At 67.1% G+C, this 19,910-nt stretch carries 18 protein-coding genes; 7 read left to right on the forward strand and 11 right to left on the reverse strand.

The features are described 5' to 3' along the window. The first annotated feature begins 26 nt into the window (after positions 1–26). Both E1832_RS06035 and E1832_RS06040 read left to right on the forward strand, forming a co-directional pair. The gene (locus E1832_RS06035) at positions 27–4,883 is read left to right on the forward strand and encodes a PKD domain-containing protein (protein WP_133358835.1); all 4,857 of its coding nucleotides are present in this window, start codon (positions 27–29) and stop codon (positions 4,881–4,883) included. Between the two features lie 7 nt (positions 4,884–4,890). Beyond that, entirely contained in the window at positions 4,891–6,606 is a 1,716-nt protein-coding gene (locus tag E1832_RS06040; RefSeq protein WP_133358836.1) for an adenylate/guanylate cyclase domain-containing protein, read from the forward strand. A gap of 6 nt (positions 6,607–6,612) precedes the next feature. Here E1832_RS06040 and E1832_RS06045 read toward each other — a convergent pair whose 3' ends face one another. The 6 genes from E1832_RS06045 to E1832_RS06070 form a co-directional block, all read right to left on the reverse strand. Beyond that, positions 6,613–7,326 (reverse strand): alpha/beta fold hydrolase, encoded by a 714-nt coding sequence (locus E1832_RS06045; RefSeq protein ID WP_133358837.1) that lies wholly within the window; start codon positions 7,324–7,326, stop codon positions 6,613–6,615. Positions 7,327–7,346: 20 nt separating this feature from the next. Next, complete coding sequence (gene pcaD / locus E1832_RS06050) at positions 7,347–8,135, reverse strand: 3-oxoadipate enol-lactonase (RefSeq protein ID WP_133358838.1); 789 nt, start codon at positions 8,133–8,135, stop codon at positions 7,347–7,349. A 131-nt stretch (positions 8,136–8,266) separates the two neighbouring features. After that, positions 8,267–9,472, reverse strand: a complete 1,206-nt coding sequence (locus E1832_RS23095; RefSeq protein ID WP_133358839.1) for a calcium-binding protein — start codon at positions 9,470–9,472, stop codon at positions 8,267–8,269. A 127-nt stretch (positions 9,473–9,599) separates the two neighbouring features. After that, on the reverse strand, positions 9,600–10,589 hold the full coding sequence (locus E1832_RS06060) for a threonine ammonia-lyase (RefSeq protein WP_133358840.1): 990 nt from the start codon (positions 10,587–10,589) through the stop codon (positions 9,600–9,602). Beyond that, entirely contained in the window at positions 10,586–11,416 is an 831-nt protein-coding gene (locus E1832_RS06065) for an alpha/beta fold hydrolase (RefSeq protein ID WP_133358841.1), read from the reverse strand. Before E1832_RS06065 ends, E1832_RS06060 begins: the two co-directional genes overlap by 4 nt. Continuing rightward, positions 11,413–12,102 carry a haloacid dehalogenase type II gene (locus tag E1832_RS06070; RefSeq protein ID WP_133358842.1) on the reverse strand — a complete coding sequence of 230 codons (690 nt, stop codon included), beginning with the start codon at positions 12,100–12,102 and terminating at the stop codon, positions 11,413–11,415. The genes E1832_RS06065 and E1832_RS06070 overlap by 4 nt, the downstream gene beginning before the upstream one ends. Positions 12,103–12,296: 194 nt before the next feature. On the opposite strand from E1832_RS06070, the gene E1832_RS06075 reads away from it, so the two are divergent. After that, positions 12,297–12,725 carry an FKBP-type peptidyl-prolyl cis-trans isomerase gene (locus E1832_RS06075; protein WP_133358843.1) on the forward strand — a complete coding sequence of 143 codons (429 nt, stop codon included), beginning with the start codon at positions 12,297–12,299 and terminating at the stop codon, positions 12,723–12,725. 73 nt (positions 12,726–12,798) lie between these two features. Continuing rightward, the gene (locus E1832_RS06080) at positions 12,799–13,395 is read left to right on the forward strand and encodes a hypothetical protein (protein ID WP_133358844.1); all 597 of its coding nucleotides are present in this window, start codon (positions 12,799–12,801) and stop codon (positions 13,393–13,395) included. A 113-nt stretch (positions 13,396–13,508) separates the two neighbouring features. Here the strand turns inward: E1832_RS06080 and E1832_RS06085 are convergent, their stop codons facing one another. Next, positions 13,509–13,859: a winged helix-turn-helix transcriptional regulator gene (locus E1832_RS06085; protein ID WP_165978811.1), complete on the reverse strand. Its 351-nt coding sequence runs from the start codon at positions 13,857–13,859 to the stop codon at positions 13,509–13,511. Between the two features lie 134 nt (positions 13,860–13,993). Between E1832_RS06085 and E1832_RS06090 the strand changes: the two genes are divergently transcribed. Beyond that, positions 13,994–14,677 carry an MBL fold metallo-hydrolase gene (locus E1832_RS06090; RefSeq protein WP_245513849.1) on the forward strand — a complete coding sequence of 228 codons (684 nt, stop codon included), beginning with the start codon at positions 13,994–13,996 and terminating at the stop codon, positions 14,675–14,677. Positions 14,678–14,748: 71 nt separating this feature from the next. On the opposite strand, the gene E1832_RS06095 is transcribed toward E1832_RS06090, so the two are convergent. Genes E1832_RS06095 through fabA form a run of 3 tightly spaced genes read right to left on the reverse strand, consistent with a single transcriptional unit; the run spans position 14,749 to position 17,310 of the window. Then, complete coding sequence (locus E1832_RS06095; RefSeq protein WP_133358847.1) at positions 14,749–15,540, reverse strand: enoyl-ACP reductase FabI; 792 nt, start codon at positions 15,538–15,540, stop codon at positions 14,749–14,751. 8 nt (positions 15,541–15,548) lie between these two features. Next, positions 15,549–16,778: a beta-ketoacyl-ACP synthase I gene (gene fabB / locus E1832_RS06100; protein WP_133358848.1), complete on the reverse strand. Its 1,230-nt coding sequence runs from the start codon at positions 16,776–16,778 to the stop codon at positions 15,549–15,551. 22 nt (positions 16,779–16,800) lie between these two features. Then, complete coding sequence (gene fabA, locus E1832_RS06105) at positions 16,801–17,310, reverse strand: bifunctional 3-hydroxydecanoyl-ACP dehydratase/trans-2-decenoyl-ACP isomerase (protein WP_133358849.1); 510 nt, start codon at positions 17,308–17,310, stop codon at positions 16,801–16,803. Positions 17,311–17,507: 197 nt separating this feature from the next. On the opposite strand from fabA, the gene irrA reads away from it, so the two are divergent. After that, positions 17,508–17,927, forward strand: a complete 420-nt coding sequence (gene irrA, locus E1832_RS06110; RefSeq protein WP_133358850.1) for an iron response transcriptional regulator IrrA — start codon at positions 17,508–17,510, stop codon at positions 17,925–17,927. Between the two features lie 82 nt (positions 17,928–18,009). Further along, complete coding sequence (locus E1832_RS06115) at positions 18,010–18,810, forward strand: phytanoyl-CoA dioxygenase family protein (protein WP_133358851.1); 801 nt, start codon at positions 18,010–18,012, stop codon at positions 18,808–18,810. A gap of 102 nt (positions 18,811–18,912) precedes the next feature. Here E1832_RS06115 and E1832_RS06120 read toward each other — a convergent pair whose 3' ends face one another. Further along, complete coding sequence (locus E1832_RS06120) at positions 18,913–19,830, reverse strand: hypothetical protein (protein WP_133358852.1); 918 nt, start codon at positions 19,828–19,830, stop codon at positions 18,913–18,915. Positions 19,831–19,910 lie beyond the last annotated feature (80 nt).

Consider the following 19,910-nt stretch of genomic DNA (forward strand, 5'->3'; position numbering starts at 1 on the left):
CGCGGACCGGTAACGGAGGGTGAAGAATGCGGATCGCACGGATGTGGACGGGGGTGCTGCTGGGACTGGCGATGCTGGCCGAGGCAGGGATGGCCCAGGCCCAGGCGGTCGCCGCGGAAGAGGGACTCTTGGTGGTCTACGGCCGCCGCGCGGCCAGCCGCGAGGGCGATGTCGACCACCGCGAGCAGATCTTCTTCAGCCTGCCCGCCGATCTGCGTGACCGCGTCTATCTGCGACTTTACGATCCCGAGACCGGCGGCACCGGCGATTTCACCTATGGCGGCAGCGCCGATTCCGAGACCACCTATCGGCTGTTCGGCGGCGAAGGTGCCTTTACCGCGGCCGAGCGCCCCGAACCGGCGGCGGACGGAGGCCGGGCGGAGCGGATCGACTTTGCGCCGGTGACCGGACCGGGCGAGTTGCTGAAAGAGACAAGCTGGCGCAACGAGCCGGAGGCGGACGGGCGCTGGGTCACGCTGACCGCGCTGCGCGCCCGTCAGGGCGAAGTGGTGGGGGAGCGCGCCTATTTCCGCCTCGATGTGCAGGGGACCGAAGGCAACGACGGCAACAGCTATTCGCTGGGCGTCAGCCTGGTGCGCGACCGTGACCGCCCGCCCGAGGGGCTGGAGATCTTTTCCTATCGTCCGACGGTGCGCTGGGCCGCCTCGAACCCGGCAACCTGGGTGCATCTCTCCCATGCGGGCGGGTCGCTCACCGTGCAGAGTTTCGATGGCGCCAATGGCGAGCTGGCGATCGTCAGCGATTTCACCGATCTGCCGTTGCGGGTTTCGGGTCAGGATTTCTGGACCTCGGACAGTGTCGAAACCGGCGACAGCAATCTGGCGCTCAGCCTGCGCGGCGGGTTCGAAACGCCCAATGACGTGACGCTCGCGGTGTTCGATGCCGAGGGCAATCCGCTGCCCTTGCAGATGCCGCCGGTTCGCGCGCCCGACTCCGCGCGCCCCACGGTTCAGGCCAGCGCCCGGCCGCTGGCCGATTGCCGGTCTGTCGCCTTTGACGGCAGCGGATCGACGGCGGGCGGGCTGGTGTCCCACCTGTGGGATTTCGGCGATGGCAACACCTCGGACGAGGCGGTGATCGCCTATCGCTATGAGGCCCCGGGCCGCTATACCGCGCGGCTGGAGGTGGTCGAGGACGGCACCCGGCCGGGTCGCGGCGCGGCGCTGGCGCTGCCGGTGCATGTGCGCGACGCGCCGGTGGCGGTGCCGGGCCCCGATATCGTTGTGGCCCCCGGCCAGCCGGTCAGCTTTGACGGCAGCGGCTCGCAGCCCTCGGACAGCCCGATCACCCGCTATCGCTGGAGCTTTGGCGATGGCGTCACGGCCGAGGGCGCGCGCGCCAGCCACGCCTATGCCGCACCGGGACAGTACCGCGCCGTGCTGCGGGTGGAGGACGGTATCGATCATCCCTGCAACTTCGGGGTCGAGACGCGGCGGGTGGCGGTCAACTTCCCCCCAGTGGCCGAGGCGGGCGCCGATCGGCAGGCGGTGGTCGGTCAGCCGGTGATCCTGAGCGCCGGGGCGAGCTATGACATCGACGGGCTGGTCGACAGCTATGTCTGGGAGATGGGCGACGGCGCCCGCCTGGAGGGCGAAACCGTCACCCATACCTTTACCGCGTCGGGCACCTTTTCCGTGGTGCTGCGGGTCACCGATGACAGCGGCGTGGTGAACGGCAGCGCGCAGGACCGGATGACAGTCGTGGTGAATGCCCCGCCCGAGCCGCGCTTTGCGATCCCCGATCGCCCGGTCTCGGTGTCGGAACTGGCGGTGCTGGACGGCTCGGCCTCGACCGACGCGGACGGGCAGATCCTGTCCTATATCTGGGATTTCGGTGACGGGGCCACGGGCGAGGGGCAGGTTGTCAACTATGCCTGGACCCGGCCGGGCGCCTTTACCGTGACGCTGACGGTGATCGATGACAGCGGCACCGCCTCGGCGGTGCAGACCGCCTCGCAGGTGGTGCGGGTCGATGCCGCGCCGGTGGCCGAGGCCGGACCGGATCAGTTCGTGACCACCAGCGTGGTCCAGTTCGACGGCGGCGGATCCACCGACAGCGACGGCAGTGTGGCCAGCTGGACGTGGGATTTCGGCGATGGCGCCTCTGCCACCGGCCAGACCGCCGAACATGCCTATGAGCGGCCCGGCACCTATGAGGTGGCCTTGGTTGTGCGCGACGACAGCGGCGCGCCGCTGAACGTGGACCGTGACACCATGCGGGTGGTGGTGAACGCGACGCCGATCGCCGATGCCGGCCCGCCGCAGGTGGTGGCCCCGGGCGAAGATGTGGTGTTGTCCGGGCGCGCCTCGCTCGATCCCGACGGAGAGATCGCGGTCTATCGCTGGAGCTTCCCGGACGGGACCGGGAAAGAAGGCCCGCGGGTGGCGCATGTGTTTGATGCCCCCGGGTTGCAGCGGGTCGGGCTGACCGTGGCGGACGATTTCCGCGGCGGCGCGGCGCAGGACGATTCCGAGGTGCTGATCACCGTCAATGCCGCCCCGGTGGCGGTGGCCGGGCCGGACATGCTGATCGCGCCGGGCGACAGCGTGATGTTCGACGCGGGCCAGTCCTTTGACCCGGACGGGCGGCTAGTGGCCTATCGCTGGGAATTCGACGATCTGGGCAGTCCGCTGGACGCGCCGACGGTCGAGCGGGCCTATGTCACGCCCGGGGTCTGGTCGGCGCAGCTGATCGTCACCGACGACAGCGGTGTGGGCAATGGCACCGCGCGCGACGATGTGACGATCCGCGTCAACAATGCGCCGCTGGCCGAGGCCGGCCCGCCGGTGACCTCCGAGCGGCTCTATGTCGAGTTCGACGGCACCGGCTCCTCTGACGCCGATGGCGATGCGCTGATCCATCGCTGGGATTTCGGCGACGGATCGCCCCCGGTCTTTGGCGCGCGGGTCACCCATGTCTATCCGCACCCGGGGGTCTATCCGGTGACGTTGCGGGTGGATGACGGCACCGGGCTGGCCAATGCGCGGGCGATCGACGCCACCGCGGTGACGATCCGGGCCCGTCCGCTGGCCGAGGCCGGCGGAAACCGCGATGTCTGCTCGGGCGAGCCGATCCTGTTCGACGCCTCGGACAGTGTCGATCCCGATGGCGGTCTGCTGCTCTATTCCTGGGATTTCGGCGACGGCAGCGCCTCGGACCTGATAAATCCGACCAAGACCTATGAACTGCCGGGGGTCTATCCGGTGACGCTGCGGGTACGCAACGAGACCGGCACAGACTACGGCACCGATCTGGACCGGATCGCGGCGCTGGTGCGCGAGGGGCCGATCGCGAACGCGGGGGCCGATCTGAAGGTCTGCGCCAATGCCAAGGTGCGGTTCGACGGCTCGGGTTCGACCGATGCGGACGGGGCGGTGAACGCATTCAGCTGGACCTTCGGCGATGGCGGCACCGGCAGCGGCGACACGCCGGAACACATCTTTACCCGGCCGGGCAGCTACACGGTGACGCTGACCATCACCGGCGAGGCGCAGGGCGCCTGCAGCCCGCTGGATACCGACACGGCGCTGGTCGAGGTGATCCCGGCGCCGGAACTGCTGGTGGCGGGGCCGGAGAGGGCCGCGGTCGGCACGTCCGTGACGCTCAGGGCGCAGGTTTCCGAGTCCGGGGGCGGCACGCCGAAGAACTTCACCTGGGAGTTTGGCGATGGCACCACGGCGGAGGGGATCGAGGTCAGCCATGTCTGGGCCGAGCCGGGCAGCTACCGGGTGATGCTGCGCAGCGATCTTGAGGGCGGCGGCGAAGGCTGCGGCGCGCTCGAGGCGGTGCATCGCATTGTCGCCAATGCCGCGCCGGAGCCGCTGATCGACGGTCCGGCGGTGCTGGCGGTGGGGCAGGAGGCGCGGTTCGACGCCAGCCTGTCGGCCGACAGCGACGGGGCGATCCTGTCCTATGACTGGGATTTCGGCGACAACGCGGTGGCCAGCGGCGTACAGGCGGCGCACAGCTATGCGCAGCCGGGCACCTATGATCTGCGGCTGACGGTGCGCGACGATGCCGGCGTCGGGAACAGCAGCGCGACCCTGACCAAGCAGATCACGGTGCGGCCGGTGCCGGTGGCCAATCTGGATGCGCCGCCGCCGATCTGCCCGGCCGAGCCGGTGATCTGGCAGGTCGATGCCGCGCCGCAGACGCAGGTGCGCTGGGTGTTCGGCGACGGCCGGGCGGCCGAGGGGGCCGAGGTGCGCCACCAGTTCGACCGCCCCGGGCTGTTCCCGGTGCAGGTGACGCTGGACGATGGCGCCGGCCTGCTGAGCAGCCGCCGCTCGGAAGAGGTCTATGCCCGCGTCAACGCCGCGCCCTCGGCGCTGGCGGGGCCGGACCGGGTGGTCTGCCCGGGCGAGGCGGTGGTGTTTGACGCCGGCCCCTCGACCGATCTGGATGGCCAGCTCATCGGTTATGAGTGGACGTTCAGCGACGGTGTGACGCTGGAGGGGGCGCAGGTTGAGCGCAGCTTTGACGCCTCGGGCGCGCTGGAGGTGCGGCTGACCGTGCGCGACGACAGCGGCGCGGCCGCCTGCGATACCGGCAGCGATACCGCGCGCATCCTGGTCAATGCGCCACCGAGCGTCGACGCCGGGCCGGACCGCACGGTGCCGGTGGGCGCGGCGCACGATGTGGTGCGCTTTGACGCCAGCGGCACGCGCGATCCGGACGGGCAGGGCGTGCGGGTGAGCTGGCAGTTCGGCGATGGCGCCGGGGCCTCGGGCGCGGTGGCGCGGCACGGCTACGCTGCGCCGGGCGACTATACCGTGACGGTCGAGGCGCGGGACACCACCGGTCTGGTCTGCGGGGTGGCGCGCGACACGGCGTTGATCACCGCGCGGCCACGCGACGAGTAGCGCGCCGATGCGGTTCCCGCTGCGCCTCAAGTTCTTTGCCTTTTCCGCATTGCTGGCGGTGGCGCCGCTGGTGATGGTGGGGCAGAACCTGACGCAGCTGACCCGCGACGAGCTCAAGAGCGCGGCGAACGAGGATCTGACCACGGTCGCGACCGAGCTGCGCGGGGCCTTCGACAACACCTTCCGGGGGCGGTGGCTGACGCCGCTGATGGTGATCCGCAACGGCATCGACAGCGCCGAGCTGGGGGTGCAGCAAAAGGTGTCGCTGCTGACGCTGGGGCTGGAGGAGTTGCCGCAGGTGGTGGCGCTCCAGCTCTCCGTGCAGGGTTCCGACCTGCCGATCCTGGTAACCAACGAGGGGTTCGCGGCCAAGCTGGCTGCGGCGGGGCTGAACCCGGTGAAAACGCTGTCCACGTCCGCCGATCTGATCAAGGCGATCGGCGAGACCGGCCAGTTCGGCCGCCCGGTGGTTGGCCGGCTGGAGGAGACCGGGGACTGGATCGCCACGCTGGCGCTGCCGCTGGAGACGACGATCGCCGGGCGGCAGGTGACCATGGCGGCCAAGATCGAACTGTCGGTTCTGGGCGAAATGGTGCGGCGGCATCCCTTTGCCCAGCGCGGCGAGATCACCGTGATCGACCAAGCCGGGCGGCGGGCGCTGGGCGAGCGGCAGGATCTGCTGACCGTCCGTCAGATTGTCGCCTCGGCGCAGCCGCTGATCGTGGCCGGCGCCCGGGCGGATGCGCTGGAGCCCTATGTGCGCCCTGACGGCACCGCGATGCTGGCGGCCTATGCCTTTCCCGACTGGTTTCCCTGGGCGGTGATCACCGAGTTGAGCGAGGACAGCGCCTATGCGGTGGTCAACGCGATCACCCGGCAGATCCTGATCGTGGGGCTGGTGGGCTTTGTGATCGCGGGGCTGGGCGCGCTGATCTTTGCCCGCCAGCTGACCCGGCCGATCCTCAAGATCGGCGCGGTGGCCGAGCGTGTGGGGGAGGGCGATTTCGCCGCCCGCGTCGAGGGGGTGCGCGCCCGCGACGAGATCGGCGACCTGGCCGACCGGTTCAACCGCATGATCGGCGAGCTGGGCGAGCGGCTGGAGCTGATGAAGTTCGTCTCGCGCGGAACCGTTTCGGCGATTCAGAGCGCGCAGGAAAAGGGCATGCACAGGGGCGGCGAACGGCGGCGGGTGTCGGTCATCTTTACCGACATCCGGGGCTATACCGAGTTTTCCGAACGGGTCTCGCCCGAGGTGGTGATTGAGGCGCTGAACAGCTATTTCGACGTGCAGACCGGGATCGTCGAGGCCTTTGGCGGTGATGTGGACAAATTCGTCGGCGATGCGCTGGTGGCGGTGTTCGAGGGCGATGAGATGGAACGGCGCGCGGTCGGCTGCGCGGTGGAGATCACCGCCGCGATGGCGCGCCTGCTCGAGGAATATCCGGATTACAACCTGCATGTCGGCATCGGGATCGCCTCGGGCGAGGTGGTGATGGGGGCGATGGGGGCCAAAGCGCGGATGGATTTCACCGTGCTGGGGTCCACTGTGAACCTCTCGGCGCGGCTCTGTTCCAAGGCGGCGCCGGGGCAGGTTCTGGTCGATCAGGCCACCCGGCAGGCCGCCGAGGGGCTGGAGGGGGTCGGGTTCGACACCCTGGAGCCGATCCCGCTGAAGGGCTATTCCGCCCCGGTCCCGGCCTTTGCGCCGCACCGGTTGGGATAGCGCGGATCAGAACCCGGCGGCGAGCCGGTCGATCAGCGCGGCCAGCCCGGCGGGGTCCGCGAAAAACGGCGAATGCGAGGTGGGCAGCGAGGCGACCCGGTCGCGCGGCCAGTCCTGCACCATCTCGGCCTGATATTCCGGCGGGATCGCCTGATCGTTGGCGCAGCGGATATAGGCCTTGGGCAGGCCCTCCCACCGCGCGCTCAGGGTCAGCGGCGTGGTCTGCGGGCGCGTCGCCTGCGGGCAGAGCCGGGGCATCGCATAGGCGACCGCCTCGTCGGGGCAGTCGTGATAGAACAGCTCCGGCACCCGGTCGGCATCGAAGGTATAGGACAGCCCGTCCTCGGCCCGGCGTACCGCGGGCATCAGCGGCTGGCGCGGGCCGCGCTTGCGCATGTCGATCATCGACAGCCCCGAGACCGGCACATAGGCGCAGAGGTAGATCAGCGCGCGCATCCTGTCCGGCGCCGCCTCGCCCGCCGCGCTGATCGGGTAGCCGCCCCAGGAATGGCCGACCACGATGGTTTCGGGCGTGCTGGCGGCCAGGATGGCGTCGCGGCACCCCTCCAGCGTGACTTCCTCGATCGGGGTGGGATCGTCGCCATGGCTGGGCATGTCGATCGCCCGCGCGGTATGGCCAAGAGCCTCGAGCGCGGGGATCACGTCGCGCCAGCACCATGCGCCGTGGCAGGAGCCGTGGATCAGAAGGAAATCGGCCATATTGCTTGGATCCTTTCCGGTCAGACGTGACCGATCTGGGTGAGAAAACCGGTGAGCGCCCCGGCATAGGCCACGGGCTGATCGACGCAGGGCAGGTGCCCGGCGCCGCGGATCAGGTGGAAGGTCGAGCCGGGGATCAGATCGACGGTCTCGCGCACCAGATCGGGCGGGGTGGCGCCGTCGGCATCGCCGGCGATGCCCAGGGCGGGCAGGCGCAGCCCGCTGGTGGGGGTATAGAAATCGGTGCCACCGATGGCGGCGGCGCAGCCCAGATAGCCATCCAAGGGCTGGCGCGTCAGCATGTTGCGCCACAGCGCGATCTCGGCGCTTTCGCGGAATGCCTTGCCGAACCAGCGCTCCATGGTGGCGTCGGCGGCGCTGTCCAGCCCGTGGGCGCGGATCTGGGCGATCCGCTCGTCCCACATCTGCTTGGTGCCGATCTTGGCGCCGGTGTTCGACAGCACCAGCGCGCGGATCTGGTCCAGCCGCTTGACCGCCAGCCCCTGGGCGATCATGCCGCCGATGGAGAGGCCGACAAAGACGCAGTCGCGCACCTCCAGATGGTCGAGCAGCCGTTCGGCGTCGCGCACCAGCGCGCCCATCGCATAAGGCCCCTCGGGCATCGAGGACAGCCCGTGGCCGCGCATGTCGTAGCGGATGAATTTCAGCCCCTGCGGCAGCAGCGGCAGCACAGCATCCCACAGCCGCAGATCGGTGCCCAGCGAATTGGAGAACACCACCGGCGCGCCGGCGGGGTCGCCGTCGATCCGGTAATGCAGCCGGACGTCGCCCAGATCGGCTAATTGCATCCTCGCCCCCCTTGTTTGCGTCCCTGCCTTTTAGCCGCTTGTCGGGGCGGGGCAAAGGGGGCGGAAAAGGTCGGCAGGATCCGCGCCGCCGGGCGACAGGTTGCGCGGCGGGGCGGTCTGCCTTTCCGGCCTCAGACGATCAGAAGATCGCCGGTCAGCAGCGCGGGATCGCTCAGCCCCTTGATGGTCAGAACATTTCCGCCCCCCAGTGCGAGCACGGTATCGCCGCCGACGACGGCGGCGCTGTCGATCAGGTCAGAGACCGTGGTGCCCTCGTCCAGCAGGCTGCTGTAGATTCTGACCGTGTCGATGCCATCGGTGAAATCCGTGATGGTGTCGGAGCCGCCGCTGAAGTCGAAGAAATCCGCGCCGCCGCCTCCGGTCAGCAGATCGTCACCCAGCCCGCCGTCCAGCACGTCGGCCTTCTTGTTGCCCAGCAGGGTATCGTCGCCCTCGTCCCCAAAGAGCGTATCCTTGCCGCCCTTGCCCGACAGGGTGTCGTCGCCAAAGCCGCCGATGATCTCGTTGCGGCCGTCGGTCCCGATCACCTTTGCGTCGATGTCGCCGTTGAAGGCGAAATCCTCGAAGCGGAGCGCGGTGCTGTCGTCGATATTGGCGTCCGTCGATTTGAACTGCCCGGTCGCCATGTTGAAGGTCAGGGCGTCGGTCGCTGTGCCGTCATAAAAGGCCATCAGCATGTCACGGCCTGCGGCACCTTCCAGCCTTTTGAGGGCGTCGAAGGCAATTTCGACCTGATCGTTGCCCAGGCCGGCATCCACCACATCCGCCCCGTCGTCGGCGATGATGAAGTCGTCGCCAGCGCCGCCGAACAGCCGGTCGTCGCCGGCCCCCCCGACAATGAAATCGTTGCCGGCGCCGCCATAGACCCGGTCATTGCCGGCATCGCCGTAAAGCGAGTCATGGCCGGCCTCGCCGAACAGCCGGTCATTTGCGTTGCCGCCCTCGAGCGTGTCACCGTCGGTGCCGCCATAGAGCTTGTCCCGCCCTTTTCCGCCGGAGAGCTCGTCGCTGCCTCCGGCGCCGTTCAGAACATCCTTGCCGCCTTGGCCCCTCAGGATGTCGATGCCGTCGCCGGTGGTTATGACGTCGTCGCCGCCAACCTTGTCGATAAAGGTGAAATGCTCGATCCCGGTAAAGGACGTGGCATCGCCGTCGGTCGGTTGGAAATTGCCGTCATAACCGCCGCCGGCGCTGAGCGTCAGCGAATCCAGGATCACACCCCCGGGGCCGGAGACGAGTCTATAGGTCAGGCGGTCTTCGCCTGCGGTTCCTATGACCGTTTCCAGAACAGGCCCGTTTACGGTAAAATCAACCATTTCTCTCAGTACTCCCTCGGATCTGCCCGGTTTTTCCTGGCGCGCTCATCATGAATGGGGGGGACTGTACGCGCCTTGATCGGAATCAAACGGTTTCAACAAGTGGAATGCAGGCCGCATCATTCGCTCAGGGCGCGCCCTGCTCGGAGAAGCGTTCCAACGCGGCGCGGAACACGCCGGCATCGACATTGCCGCCCGAGGCCACCGCGATCACCGCATCGCCGGCGATCCGGTCGGGACGGAACAGGGCGGCGGCGAGCGCCACCGCGCCGCCCGGTTCGATCACGATCTTGAGCCGGGCGAAAGCCAGTGCCATGGCATGCAGCGCCTCGTCCTCTGTCACCACGAGGCCGGGGCCGCACAGACGCTTGTTGATAGGAAAGGTGATCTCGCCCGGTTGCGGCGTGATGATCGCATCGCAGAGTGATCCCGACAGCCGTTTGTTGCGCTCGATCTTGCCGGAGGCGAGGGAGCGGGCGGTGTCGTCGAACCCCTCGGGCTCGGCCGGGCGCACACGCAGGCCCGGCGCGCGGGCCTCCAGCGCCAGCGCGATGCCGGCGGTCAGCCCGCCGCCGCCGCAGGGCACCAGAACATCGGCCTGGCTCACGCCCTCGTCGGCGGCCTGTTCGGCGATCTCCAGACCGGTGGTGCCCTGGCCCGCGATCACCAGCGGCTCGTCAAAGGGCTTGATCAGCGTCAGCCCGCGCTCGGTCGCCAGTTTCGCCCCCAGCGCATCGCGGTCCTCGTTGGCGCGGTCGTAGAGCACCACCTCGGCCCCCAGCGCGCGGGTGTTGTCGATCTTCATCTTCGGCGCGTCGGACGGCATGATGATCACCGCCGAAACCCCGTGCAGCCTGGCCGCGTAGGCCACGCCCTGGGCATGGTTGCCGCTGGAAAAGGCGATGACGCCGCGCGCCCGCACCTCGGGCGCCAGCGCCGAGATTGCCGACCAGCCGCCGCGGAACTTGAAGCTGCCGGTGTGTTGCAGGCATTCGGGTTTCACCAGCACCCGGCGGCCGGCGATCTCGTCCAGAAACGGCGAGGACAGAAGCGGCGTGCGCCGCGCGTGGCCGGCCAGCCGCCCGGCGGCGGCCTCGATCATGTCGATGTTACTCATCTTGCGTCTTCCAGTAGGCGGCGGATCAGCGCCAGCGATTGCGGTTCGTCGAGAAAGGGGACATGGCCGCGGTCGGGCACCTCGGCCGAGATCATGCCGGGGTGTCGCAGGCGCATCTCTTCCAGCGTCTCATGGGTGAGGATGTCGGAATTCGCCCCCCGCAGCACGCCCAGCGGCATACCGCGCAGCGCCGCGAAGAACATCCACATGTCCGGCACCGCCCCGGTGGCGGCCTGTTCCAGCAGCGCCTTGTGCAGCTTGGGATCATAGCGCAGCTCCAGCCCGTCGCCGGTCGGTCGGTACTGGTATTTCGCCTGCCGGCGCCAGACCGTCAGGGGGACGCCGGGAAAGTCCCGCTCCATCGCGACCTTCAGATCGGCGGCGGCGGCGTCCAGCGTCTTTGCCCTGGGTTTCCTGCCGACGTAATCCATGATCCGTGCGATCCCCTGCGCGCCGACCACCGGGCCGATGTCGTTGAGGATCACGCCCGCCAGCCGGTCGGGGTGGCTCGCGGCCAGTGCCATCGCCAGCAGCCCGCCGCGCGAGGTGCCCAGAACGGTGACCCTGTCCAGTCCCAGATGGTCCAGCAGGGCGATGGCGTCCTGCGCCTCGCGCAGGACGTTGTAATTCATGAAATCGGGATCGAAGTCCGAGGCGCCGCGTCCGCGGCTGTCCAGCGTGATCAGCCGCAGATCGGTCAGGTGCGGCGCAAGAAAGGAGAAATCCAGCCCATTGCGGGTCAGCCCGGCGAGGCACAGGAGCGGCTGGCCCGCTCCGGCATCGGTATAGTGCAGGCGGATGCCGTCGCAGGTGGTGAAAAAACTCATGCCTGCGCTGCCAGCTCGGGGATCTGCGTGAGGTCGGTGAGGATGTGATCCGGGCGCCAGGGCAGGCGGTCCACCGGCTCGCCGCCGCGGTTGACCCAGGCGGTGACGAACCCGTAACCCGCCGCCGCCGCCGCGTCCCAGCCGTTGGAGGACACGAACAGCACCTGATCCTTGTCGCAGCCAAACCGCCCGCCGACCAGATCGTAGACCCGCGAATCGGGTTTGAAGACGCCGACACTTTCGACCGAGAGCACATCGTCGAGCAGCGCGCCGACACCCGCCGATTGCACCGCGCCGTCCAGCATGTCGGGCGAGCCGTTGGACAGGATGGCGGTGTTCAGCCCCATCTCTTTGAGCCGGGCGAGCATGCCGGGAACCTCGGGATAGGCGCCCAGTTCCCAGTAAAGCGCCAGCAGGCGGGCGCGCAGCTCGGCATCGCCGTCCAGCCCGGCGGCCTCAAGCGACCAGTCGAGCCCGTCCTGAGTGACCTGCCAGAAATCCGTATGGGCCCCGGTCACGGCGCGCAACCAGCTGTATTGCAACTGTTTCTGCCGCCAATGCGCGGCCAGCGCCGCCCAGCGGTCGGCAAGGGCGGGAAAGTCCGGCTCTGCCGCCGCCTGGCGGGCGGCGGCGGTGACATCGAACAAGGTGCCATAGGCATCGAAAACGGCGGTTGTTATGGGCATCAAAGGTTCCTTTCGCCGGCAGAGTTGCACAGAGGCCGGAACGGGAAAAGGGGCGACGCGCCGCAGCGCACGCGGATGTGTCCGGGCGACCGGCGGATCGGCCCGCCCCGGCGGCTGCCCGGCCCCTCGGGTTTACATCCGGGCATGAGCCTTTAGGCTTGGGGGCTCAAGTCACGCGAAATATCGGAGCATTCATGACGACAGTAAAAACCGGAGACACGGTCCGCATTCACTACACGGGAACGCTGAAGGACGGCAGCCGGTTCGACAGTTCCGAGGGGCGTGAGCCGCTGGAATTCACCGTCGGATCCGGCCAGATCATTCCCGGTCTGGACAGCGCGATTCCGGGCATGGCGACTGGCGAGGCCAAGACCGTCGAGGTGCCCTGCGACGAGGCCTACGGCCCGGTCAATCCCGATGCCCGGCAGGCGATCCCGCGCGAAGGCATCCCCGACGACATCCCGCTGGAGGTCGGCTCGCGCCTGCAGATGCAGACGCCCGACGGGCAGGCGATGCCGGTCACCGTGATCGCCACCGACGAGGCGACTGTGACGCTGGACGCCAACCACCCGCTGGCCGGTCAGGATCTGACCTTTGCCATCGAACTGGTCGAGATCGTCTGACCCCGCTGCCTGAGCGGCATGGCCCTTTGCGGCGCTCTGTGCTCAACTGCGCGGGGTGAACAAGGAGGCCGAGATGCCGTCACGTCTGGACGAGTTGCTGAACCGCCTCCGCGATCTTCAAGAGGCGGTTCAGGACGAGATCGAGGCCCGCCGCGCCGCCTTCCGCTACCGGGTTGAGCGCGGGCGGGTGGTGTTCGATGCGGACATGCGGCGGCGCCACCGCGAACTGCGCGAGGGATGGCTGAGTTTCCTGTCGCGTACCCGGCCGCTGGTGGTGCTGACCGCCCCGCTGATCTATGCGCTGATCGTGCCGCTGGTTCTGCTGGACATTTTCGTGAGCCTCTATCAGGCGGTGTGCTTTCGGGTCTACCGGATCGAGAGGGTTCGGCGCGCCGACTATATCGCCATCGACCGTCACCATCTGGCTTATCTGAACGGGCTGCAAAAGCTGAACTGCGTCTATTGCGGTTATGCCAACGGGCTGATCGCCTATGCGCGTGAGGTTTCCGCCCGCACCGAGGCCTACTGGTGCCCGATCAAACATGCCCGCCGGGTCGAGGATCCGCATGGGCAATATGGCGGCTTTGTCGAGTTCGGCGATGGTGAGGCGTTCCGTCGCGATTTGGCGCAAAGGGTTCGAGAGCGGGCAGGAGAAACGCCCGGCGACTGATCTGTGACCCAAGGTGGGGCCGGCGTTACCGCACATCTGTTTGCACGGGAATGGGCACCCATGCCCTACGACAATTTTGAAGCCGCAGAAATGAAACAGTGTGGCAGTCTGGTTCACGCCCCGGGCTGATACGTCTCTGCCCAATCGTAAAGCTGTGAAAGAATGGCGCCCAGGGCCAGTCCCTTTTCGGTCAGCGAGTATCCGACGCGCTGGCGGGCATCCTGTTTCTGCACCCGTTCGACCAGACCGCTGTCGAGCAGGTCGCGCAGTTGTTCGGCAAGGACCTTGCGGCTGATACCGTCCAGCGCACGCGTCAATTCCAGGAAATGAAGCTCGCCCAGGGTCAGACAATGCAGGATGCTGGCCTTGTGCTTGCCGCCCAGCGTCCTGAGCGTTTCCGCGACCGGGCACTCTCCGGTTTCGGGCACCGACCATGGCCTGATCTGAGCTGCTGTGTCTCGCACCTGTTCCCCTCGCGTTACAAAAAAGTACCTAATTGAGGCCCGGAAACCGCCGTGCGAACTACGGTTCCGGAACGCATCATAAAGACAAACAAGGCCAGGACGCTATGACAAATCCCCGGATAGAGACGATCCCCATGCTGCCCTTTGGGATGTTGAATGCGTTTCTCCTGATCAAGGGAGACAGTGCAATTCTGGTGGACACCGGCCTTCCCAACTCGGCGCGGCGGGTCGAAAACGCCCTGAAGAAAAACGGATTGGGTTGGTCAAATCTCAGGCTGATCGTTCTGACCCATGCCCATATCGACCATGCCGGTTCCGCCGCCGATCTGCGGGACCTGTCCTCGGCGCCGATCATCGCGCATGAAGCCGAGCTTGCCTATTGCCAGGGCAGGACCCCGATTTTTCTGCCGACGCGGTGGTTCGGCCGGTTGTTTCGCATGACGGGCGCGATTCAGCGGCCATTCCGTTATTTCACGCCGGACCTGATCGTTTCGGGCGACGGGCACGATCTGTCTGATTACGGGATATCGGCGCGCCTTCTGTTCACGCCCGGCCATACGCCCGGGTCGCTCTCGCTGCTGCTGGAGAATGGCGGCGTTCTGGCAGGGGATCTGGCCGCGTCCGGGATACTTCTCGGCGGCATCGCACGGAAGAACCGGCCGATACAGCCGCCGTTCGAGGAATCCCCACGCCAAGTGGCGGCGTCGCTGCGACTTTTGTTGTCGCAAGGCTGCACGCGTTTCTTTCTTGGTCATGGAGGTCCGTTGACCGCGCGTGAAATCGACCGCCATATCCGCAATCTGGACGCAAAATCATAACGACCGCGGCCAAGACGGCGCGCCTGCGCGGTTCAGACCGGTCCGACGTTGGCCGCGCCGGGCCCCCGGCCTTACAGGTTTTCCGGCTGCGGCATCCCCAACACGTGATACCCGCCATCGACGCGGATGATCTCGCCGGTGGTAAAGGCCCCCGCCTCGGAGGCGAGATAGACGGCGGTGCCGCCGACCGCCTCAAGCGTGGCATTGGAGCCCAGTGGCGCGTTCTGATCGGTGAACTTGTAGGTCTTGCGCGCGCCGCCGATGGCGGCGCCGGCCAGCGTCTTCATCGGGCCGGGCGAGATCGCGTTGACGCGGATGCCGTCGCGGCCCAGATCGTTGGCCAGATAGCGGGTGATCGATTCCAGCGCCGCCTTGGCCACACCCATCACGTTGTAGTTGGGCACCACGCGGGTCGAGCCCTGATAGGTCAGCGTGATCAGCGTGCCGCCGTTATCCTTCATCAGCGGATGCGCCCGGCGGGCCACCTCGATGAAGGAATAGGCGCTGATGTCCATCGAGTTCTTGAAGTTGGCGCGGCTGGTGTTCAGGATCCGCCCCGTCAGTTCCGATTTGTCGGAATAGGCGATGGCATGGACCAGAAAGTCGATGCTCGGCCAGCGGTCCGCCAGCGCGTCGAAGGCCGCGTCGAGCGAGGCGTCGTCGGTCACGTCCACATCGACCATGAAATCCGAGCCGACCTGCGCCGCCAGCGGCTCCAGCCGTTTGCCGAAGGCCTCGCCCTGATAGGTAAAGGCGAGGTCCGCCCCGGCCTCATGCATGGCCCTGGCGATTCCCCACGCGATCGAGCGATCATTGGCGACCCCCATGATCAGCCCGCGTTTACCCTTCAATGAATCCGACATGTTCTGAATTACCCGTGAAATTTCGACAGGATCATGGATCCGTTGGTGCCGCCAAAGCCAAAGCTGTTGGTCATGACGCTGTCCAGCCCGGCCCCGGTCACCGTTTCCAGCGCGATTTCCGAAGGATCAAGCGCCGGATCCAGCGTTTCGACGTTGATCGAGCGCGCGATGAAATCGTTTTCGAGCATCAGCAGGCAGAAGACCGCCTCCAGCGCGCCGGCGGCGCCCTGGGCGTGGCCGGTCATTGATTTGGTCGAACTGATCGGCGGGGTCGTCCCCTGACCGAAGACGCGGCGCACCGCCTCGACCTCGCCGACGTCGCCGACCGGCGTCGAGGTGCCATGGGCGTTGATATAGCTGACCTTGCGGCCCTCGGGCAGGGTCTGAAGCGCCAGCCGCATCGCCCGTTCGCCGCCCTCGCCGGAGGGGGCCACCATGTCATGGCCGTCCGATGTGGCGGCAAATCCGGTCACCTCGGCATAGATCTTGGCACCGCGCGCGCGGGCGTGCTCCAGCTCTTCCAGCACGACGATGCCGCCGCCGCCGGAGATCACAAAACCGTCGCGGCCGGCGTCAAAGGCGCGCGAGGCGGTCTCGGGCGTGTCGTTGTATTTCGAGGACATCGCGCCCATCGCATCGAACAGGCAGGACAGCGTCCAGTCCAGTTCCTCGCCGCCGCCGGCGAACATCACGTCCTGCTTGCCCATCATGATCTGTTCGGCGGCATTGCCGATGCAATGCAGCGAGGTCGAGCAGGCCGAGGTGATGGAATAGTTGATGCCCTTGATCTTGAAGGCGGTCGAAAGGTTGGCCGAGATCGTGGACGACATGCACTTGGGCACGGCAAAGGGGCCGATCCGCTTGGTCGCGCCGGTTGTCAGGACGGTCTGATGCGCGGTCAGCAGGGCACTGGTCGAGGGGCCGCCGGACCCGGCGACAAGCCCGGTGCGCGGGTTGACGATGTCGCCCTCCTCGAGGCCGGCATCGGCGATCGCCTCGGACATAGCGATATGGGAATAGGCCGCCCCGGGCCCCATGAAACGCAGGGTGCGCTTGTCGACATGCTCGGTCGGGTCGATGTTGATCGCCCCGGCCACCCGGCTGCGAAAGCCATGTTCGGCCATCGCCTCGCTGGCGATGATGCCGGACCGGCCGGCCTTCAGCGCGGCGGTCACCTCTTCGGCGTTGTTTCCGATGGACGAGACAATGCCCAGCCCTGTAACGACCACGCGGCGCATGGCGTGCTCCTTTCCGTTTGGGTCAGCTTTCGGACAGCGCGACTTTCATGTCCTTGACCTGATAAATTACCTCGCCGTCGGCCTCGACCCGACCGTCGGCAACGCCCATGGTCAGGCGGCGGGTCTGAACGGCTTTCGTGAAATCGACGTAATATGTCAGCATCTTGCGATCCGGGCGCACCATTCCGGTGAGTTTGACCTCACCCACACCCAGAGCATAGCCGCGCCCCTGCCAGCCGCGCCAGCCCAGATTGAATCCGGTGAGCTGCCACAGCCCGTCCAGGCCCAGGCAGCCGGGCATGATCGGGTTGCCGGGAAAGTGGCATGCGAAGAACCACAGGTCCGGGTGAATGTCGAATTCCGCCACCACATGGCCCTTGCCGTTGGCCCCGCCATCGGCGCTGACCTCGGTGATGCGGTCCATCATCAGCATCGGCGGTTCGGGGAGTTGCGCGTTGCCGGGACCGAAAAGGTCGCCCCGGGCGCATTTCAACAAGTCCTCTTTGTCAAAACTGCTGGGGTACTGGGCCATGCTGCCGCGTCTCCTGCTTGCCGTCTGATTGCATCTGCGACCCTCTAGCATCGCGCCGAAGGGTCCTGCAAGTGCGCTGAGCGTCGCGGCGGCAGGGGGCGGCGGCGCTGCGGATTGCGGATGCGAATGAAAATCAATTGTATTTCGGCGCCCGACCGCCCTATATATACCGCCACGATGACGGACGAGGGCGGATAATGACGTCGGAAAGGTCGACATACGCCACCGACTGGCTGGCGCGGGCCGGGCTGCGCCCGACGCGGCAACGCGTTGCCCTGGCCGAGCTGCTGATCGGCGACGGGCAACATCGCCATGTGACGGCGGAAAGCCTGTTCGAGGCGGCCCGCCAGACCGGGGCGGCGGTGTCGCTGGCCACGGTCTACAACACGCTGCGCGCCTTTTGCGAGGCCGGCGTGCTGAACGAGATCACCGTGGACGGATCGAAAAGCTATTTCGACACCAACACCCACGATCACCCGCACTTCTTTTGGGAAGACGACGGCCGGCTGTCCGATGCACCCGCCGACCAGCTGGAAATCGCCCGCCTGCCCGACGCGCCCGAGGGGGCCGAGATCGCGGCGGTGGACGTGGTCATCCGGCTGCGCCGCAAATCCTGAGATCCGCGCCGCCGGTTCGGCGTTTTGCGCTTGAACCTTGCTGTGCCGCCGGGCCAGTCTGCGGTGGAAGGGAGCCCGCGCAATGATCCATCCGCTGTTGACCCAAGACGATATCGACACCTATCGGCGCGACGGCGTGGTGCTGGTGCGGGGGCTGTTCGCCGATCATGTGGAGACCCTGCGGGAGGGCGTGGCGGCCAATATGGCGTCGCCCGGTCCCTATGCCTCGAACAATGACAAGGCGGGCGAGACCGGGCGGTTCTTTGACGATTACTGTAACTGGCAGCGCATCCCCGAACTCGCCGAGGTGGTGAACGCCTCGCCGGTGGCTGGGGTCGCCGCCGATCTGATGGGGTCGCGGCGCGTGCAGATGTTCCATGACCATGTTCTGGTCAAGGAGCCGGGCACCTCGATGGCCACCCCTTGGCATCAGGACGGGCCCTATTATTTCGTCGAGGGTGAACAGACCGTCAGTTTCTGGTCGCCGCTCGATCCGGTGCGCGAGGCGACGCTGCGCTGTGTCGCCGGATCGCACCGCTGGGACAAAGAGGTTCTGCCGACCCGCTGGGTCAGCGCGGCAGGCTTTTTCCCCGACGAGGGGCAGTACATGCCGGTGCCCGATCCCGAGGCCGAGGGTATGCGCATCGTCGAATACGAGATGGCGCCGGGCGACGCGGTGGCGTTCAATTTCCGCACACTGCACGGCGCGCGGGGCAATACCAGTGATGGGCGCCGGCGTGCCTTCTCGATCCGGCTGGTGGGGGACGATGCGCGCTATGTCGAGCGCCCCGGCCCGACCTCGCCGCCGTTTCCGGGGCACGACATGACGCCGGGCCAGCGGCTGCGCGAGGACTGGTTCCCGGTGTTGCTGGACCGCAGTTAGGCGCGAACCTTGGCAGGGGGCTCTGCCCCCTCGGCCTGCGGCCTCAGCCCCGGGATACTTCCGGCCGGAAACAGACCGGGCGTCCGTGGCACTGCGGGGCGTTTAGAACCACTGCCCCGGTTCCATCAGGCCCAGATCCATCAATTGCCGAGAATGCCATTCGAACGGGGCGGACTTGTGCCAGAGGAAACTCTTGATGTCGAAGGTCGATCCGGGGTTGGACTTTAGCGCCTTGGCGGTGCGGAAGGAACACACCGCCGCCGTCAGGTTGTGGTGCCAGGGACAGGCATAGGTGTTGTATTCCTCATCGTTGAAGGTGTGGTCGGGACGCAGCCGCAGGCCCGGCCTGGCACGGAACAGCGCGATGCGGTCGATCTTGCGGCTGGTCTGGGGGATATGCTCCTCATATCGCCAGCGCAGCCCGCCGAAGAAATCGAGCTGCCGCTCTTTGGGGTGATTGTGATTGCCCGGATCGGGCCGGGCCAGCGCATAGTACCCCGATTTGTCCAGAAACGCCTCGTCCAGCGAGATGGCATCGGGATAGGCCGCCAAGTCGCCTGCATAAAGGTCGATCACATAGGCGAGCATGGCATCGCGCCGCTCTTCGGCGTGAAAGGCCAGCATCTCGCCCACGGTCCGGGTCTCGCAGAACGGGTAGAACAGGTATTCAGCGTTGTAGCCGTAATAGAGCCAGATGCCCGGCGCGGCCTCGATGACCTGGTTCACCGCGTCGAACACTGTTTGCGGCTGACTGCAGTCAAAGCTGATCCGGTGCACCCGGCCGGCCGGATCGGCGCTCTGGTCTGCCCCCGGTTCTCCGGCCAGATCTTTGGCCAGGTCTTTGGGCAGATCGAAGGCGGGCGGCATAAGGGCGAGCACCGCCCTGAACCCGCATTGCAAGTAGTGGCGCAGGGTGGTGTCCAGCTCGACCTCGTCCTCGACAAAGATCAGCGCCACCGGCCCCCTGGCCAGCGCCTGTTTGCCCTCTCTCAGAAAATCCTGCAGCGATGCGTATTCCATGACCCTGCCTATCCGCCGGTCGGCTGGCGTTTTGGCGCAGAGTCGGGTATTCGGGCCGTCATTGCAAGACGCCGGGCAAA

It is taken from the genome of Antarcticimicrobium luteum (genome assembly GCF_004358185.1).
GTDB lineage: Bacteria > Pseudomonadota > Alphaproteobacteria > Rhodobacterales > Rhodobacteraceae > Antarcticimicrobium > Antarcticimicrobium luteum.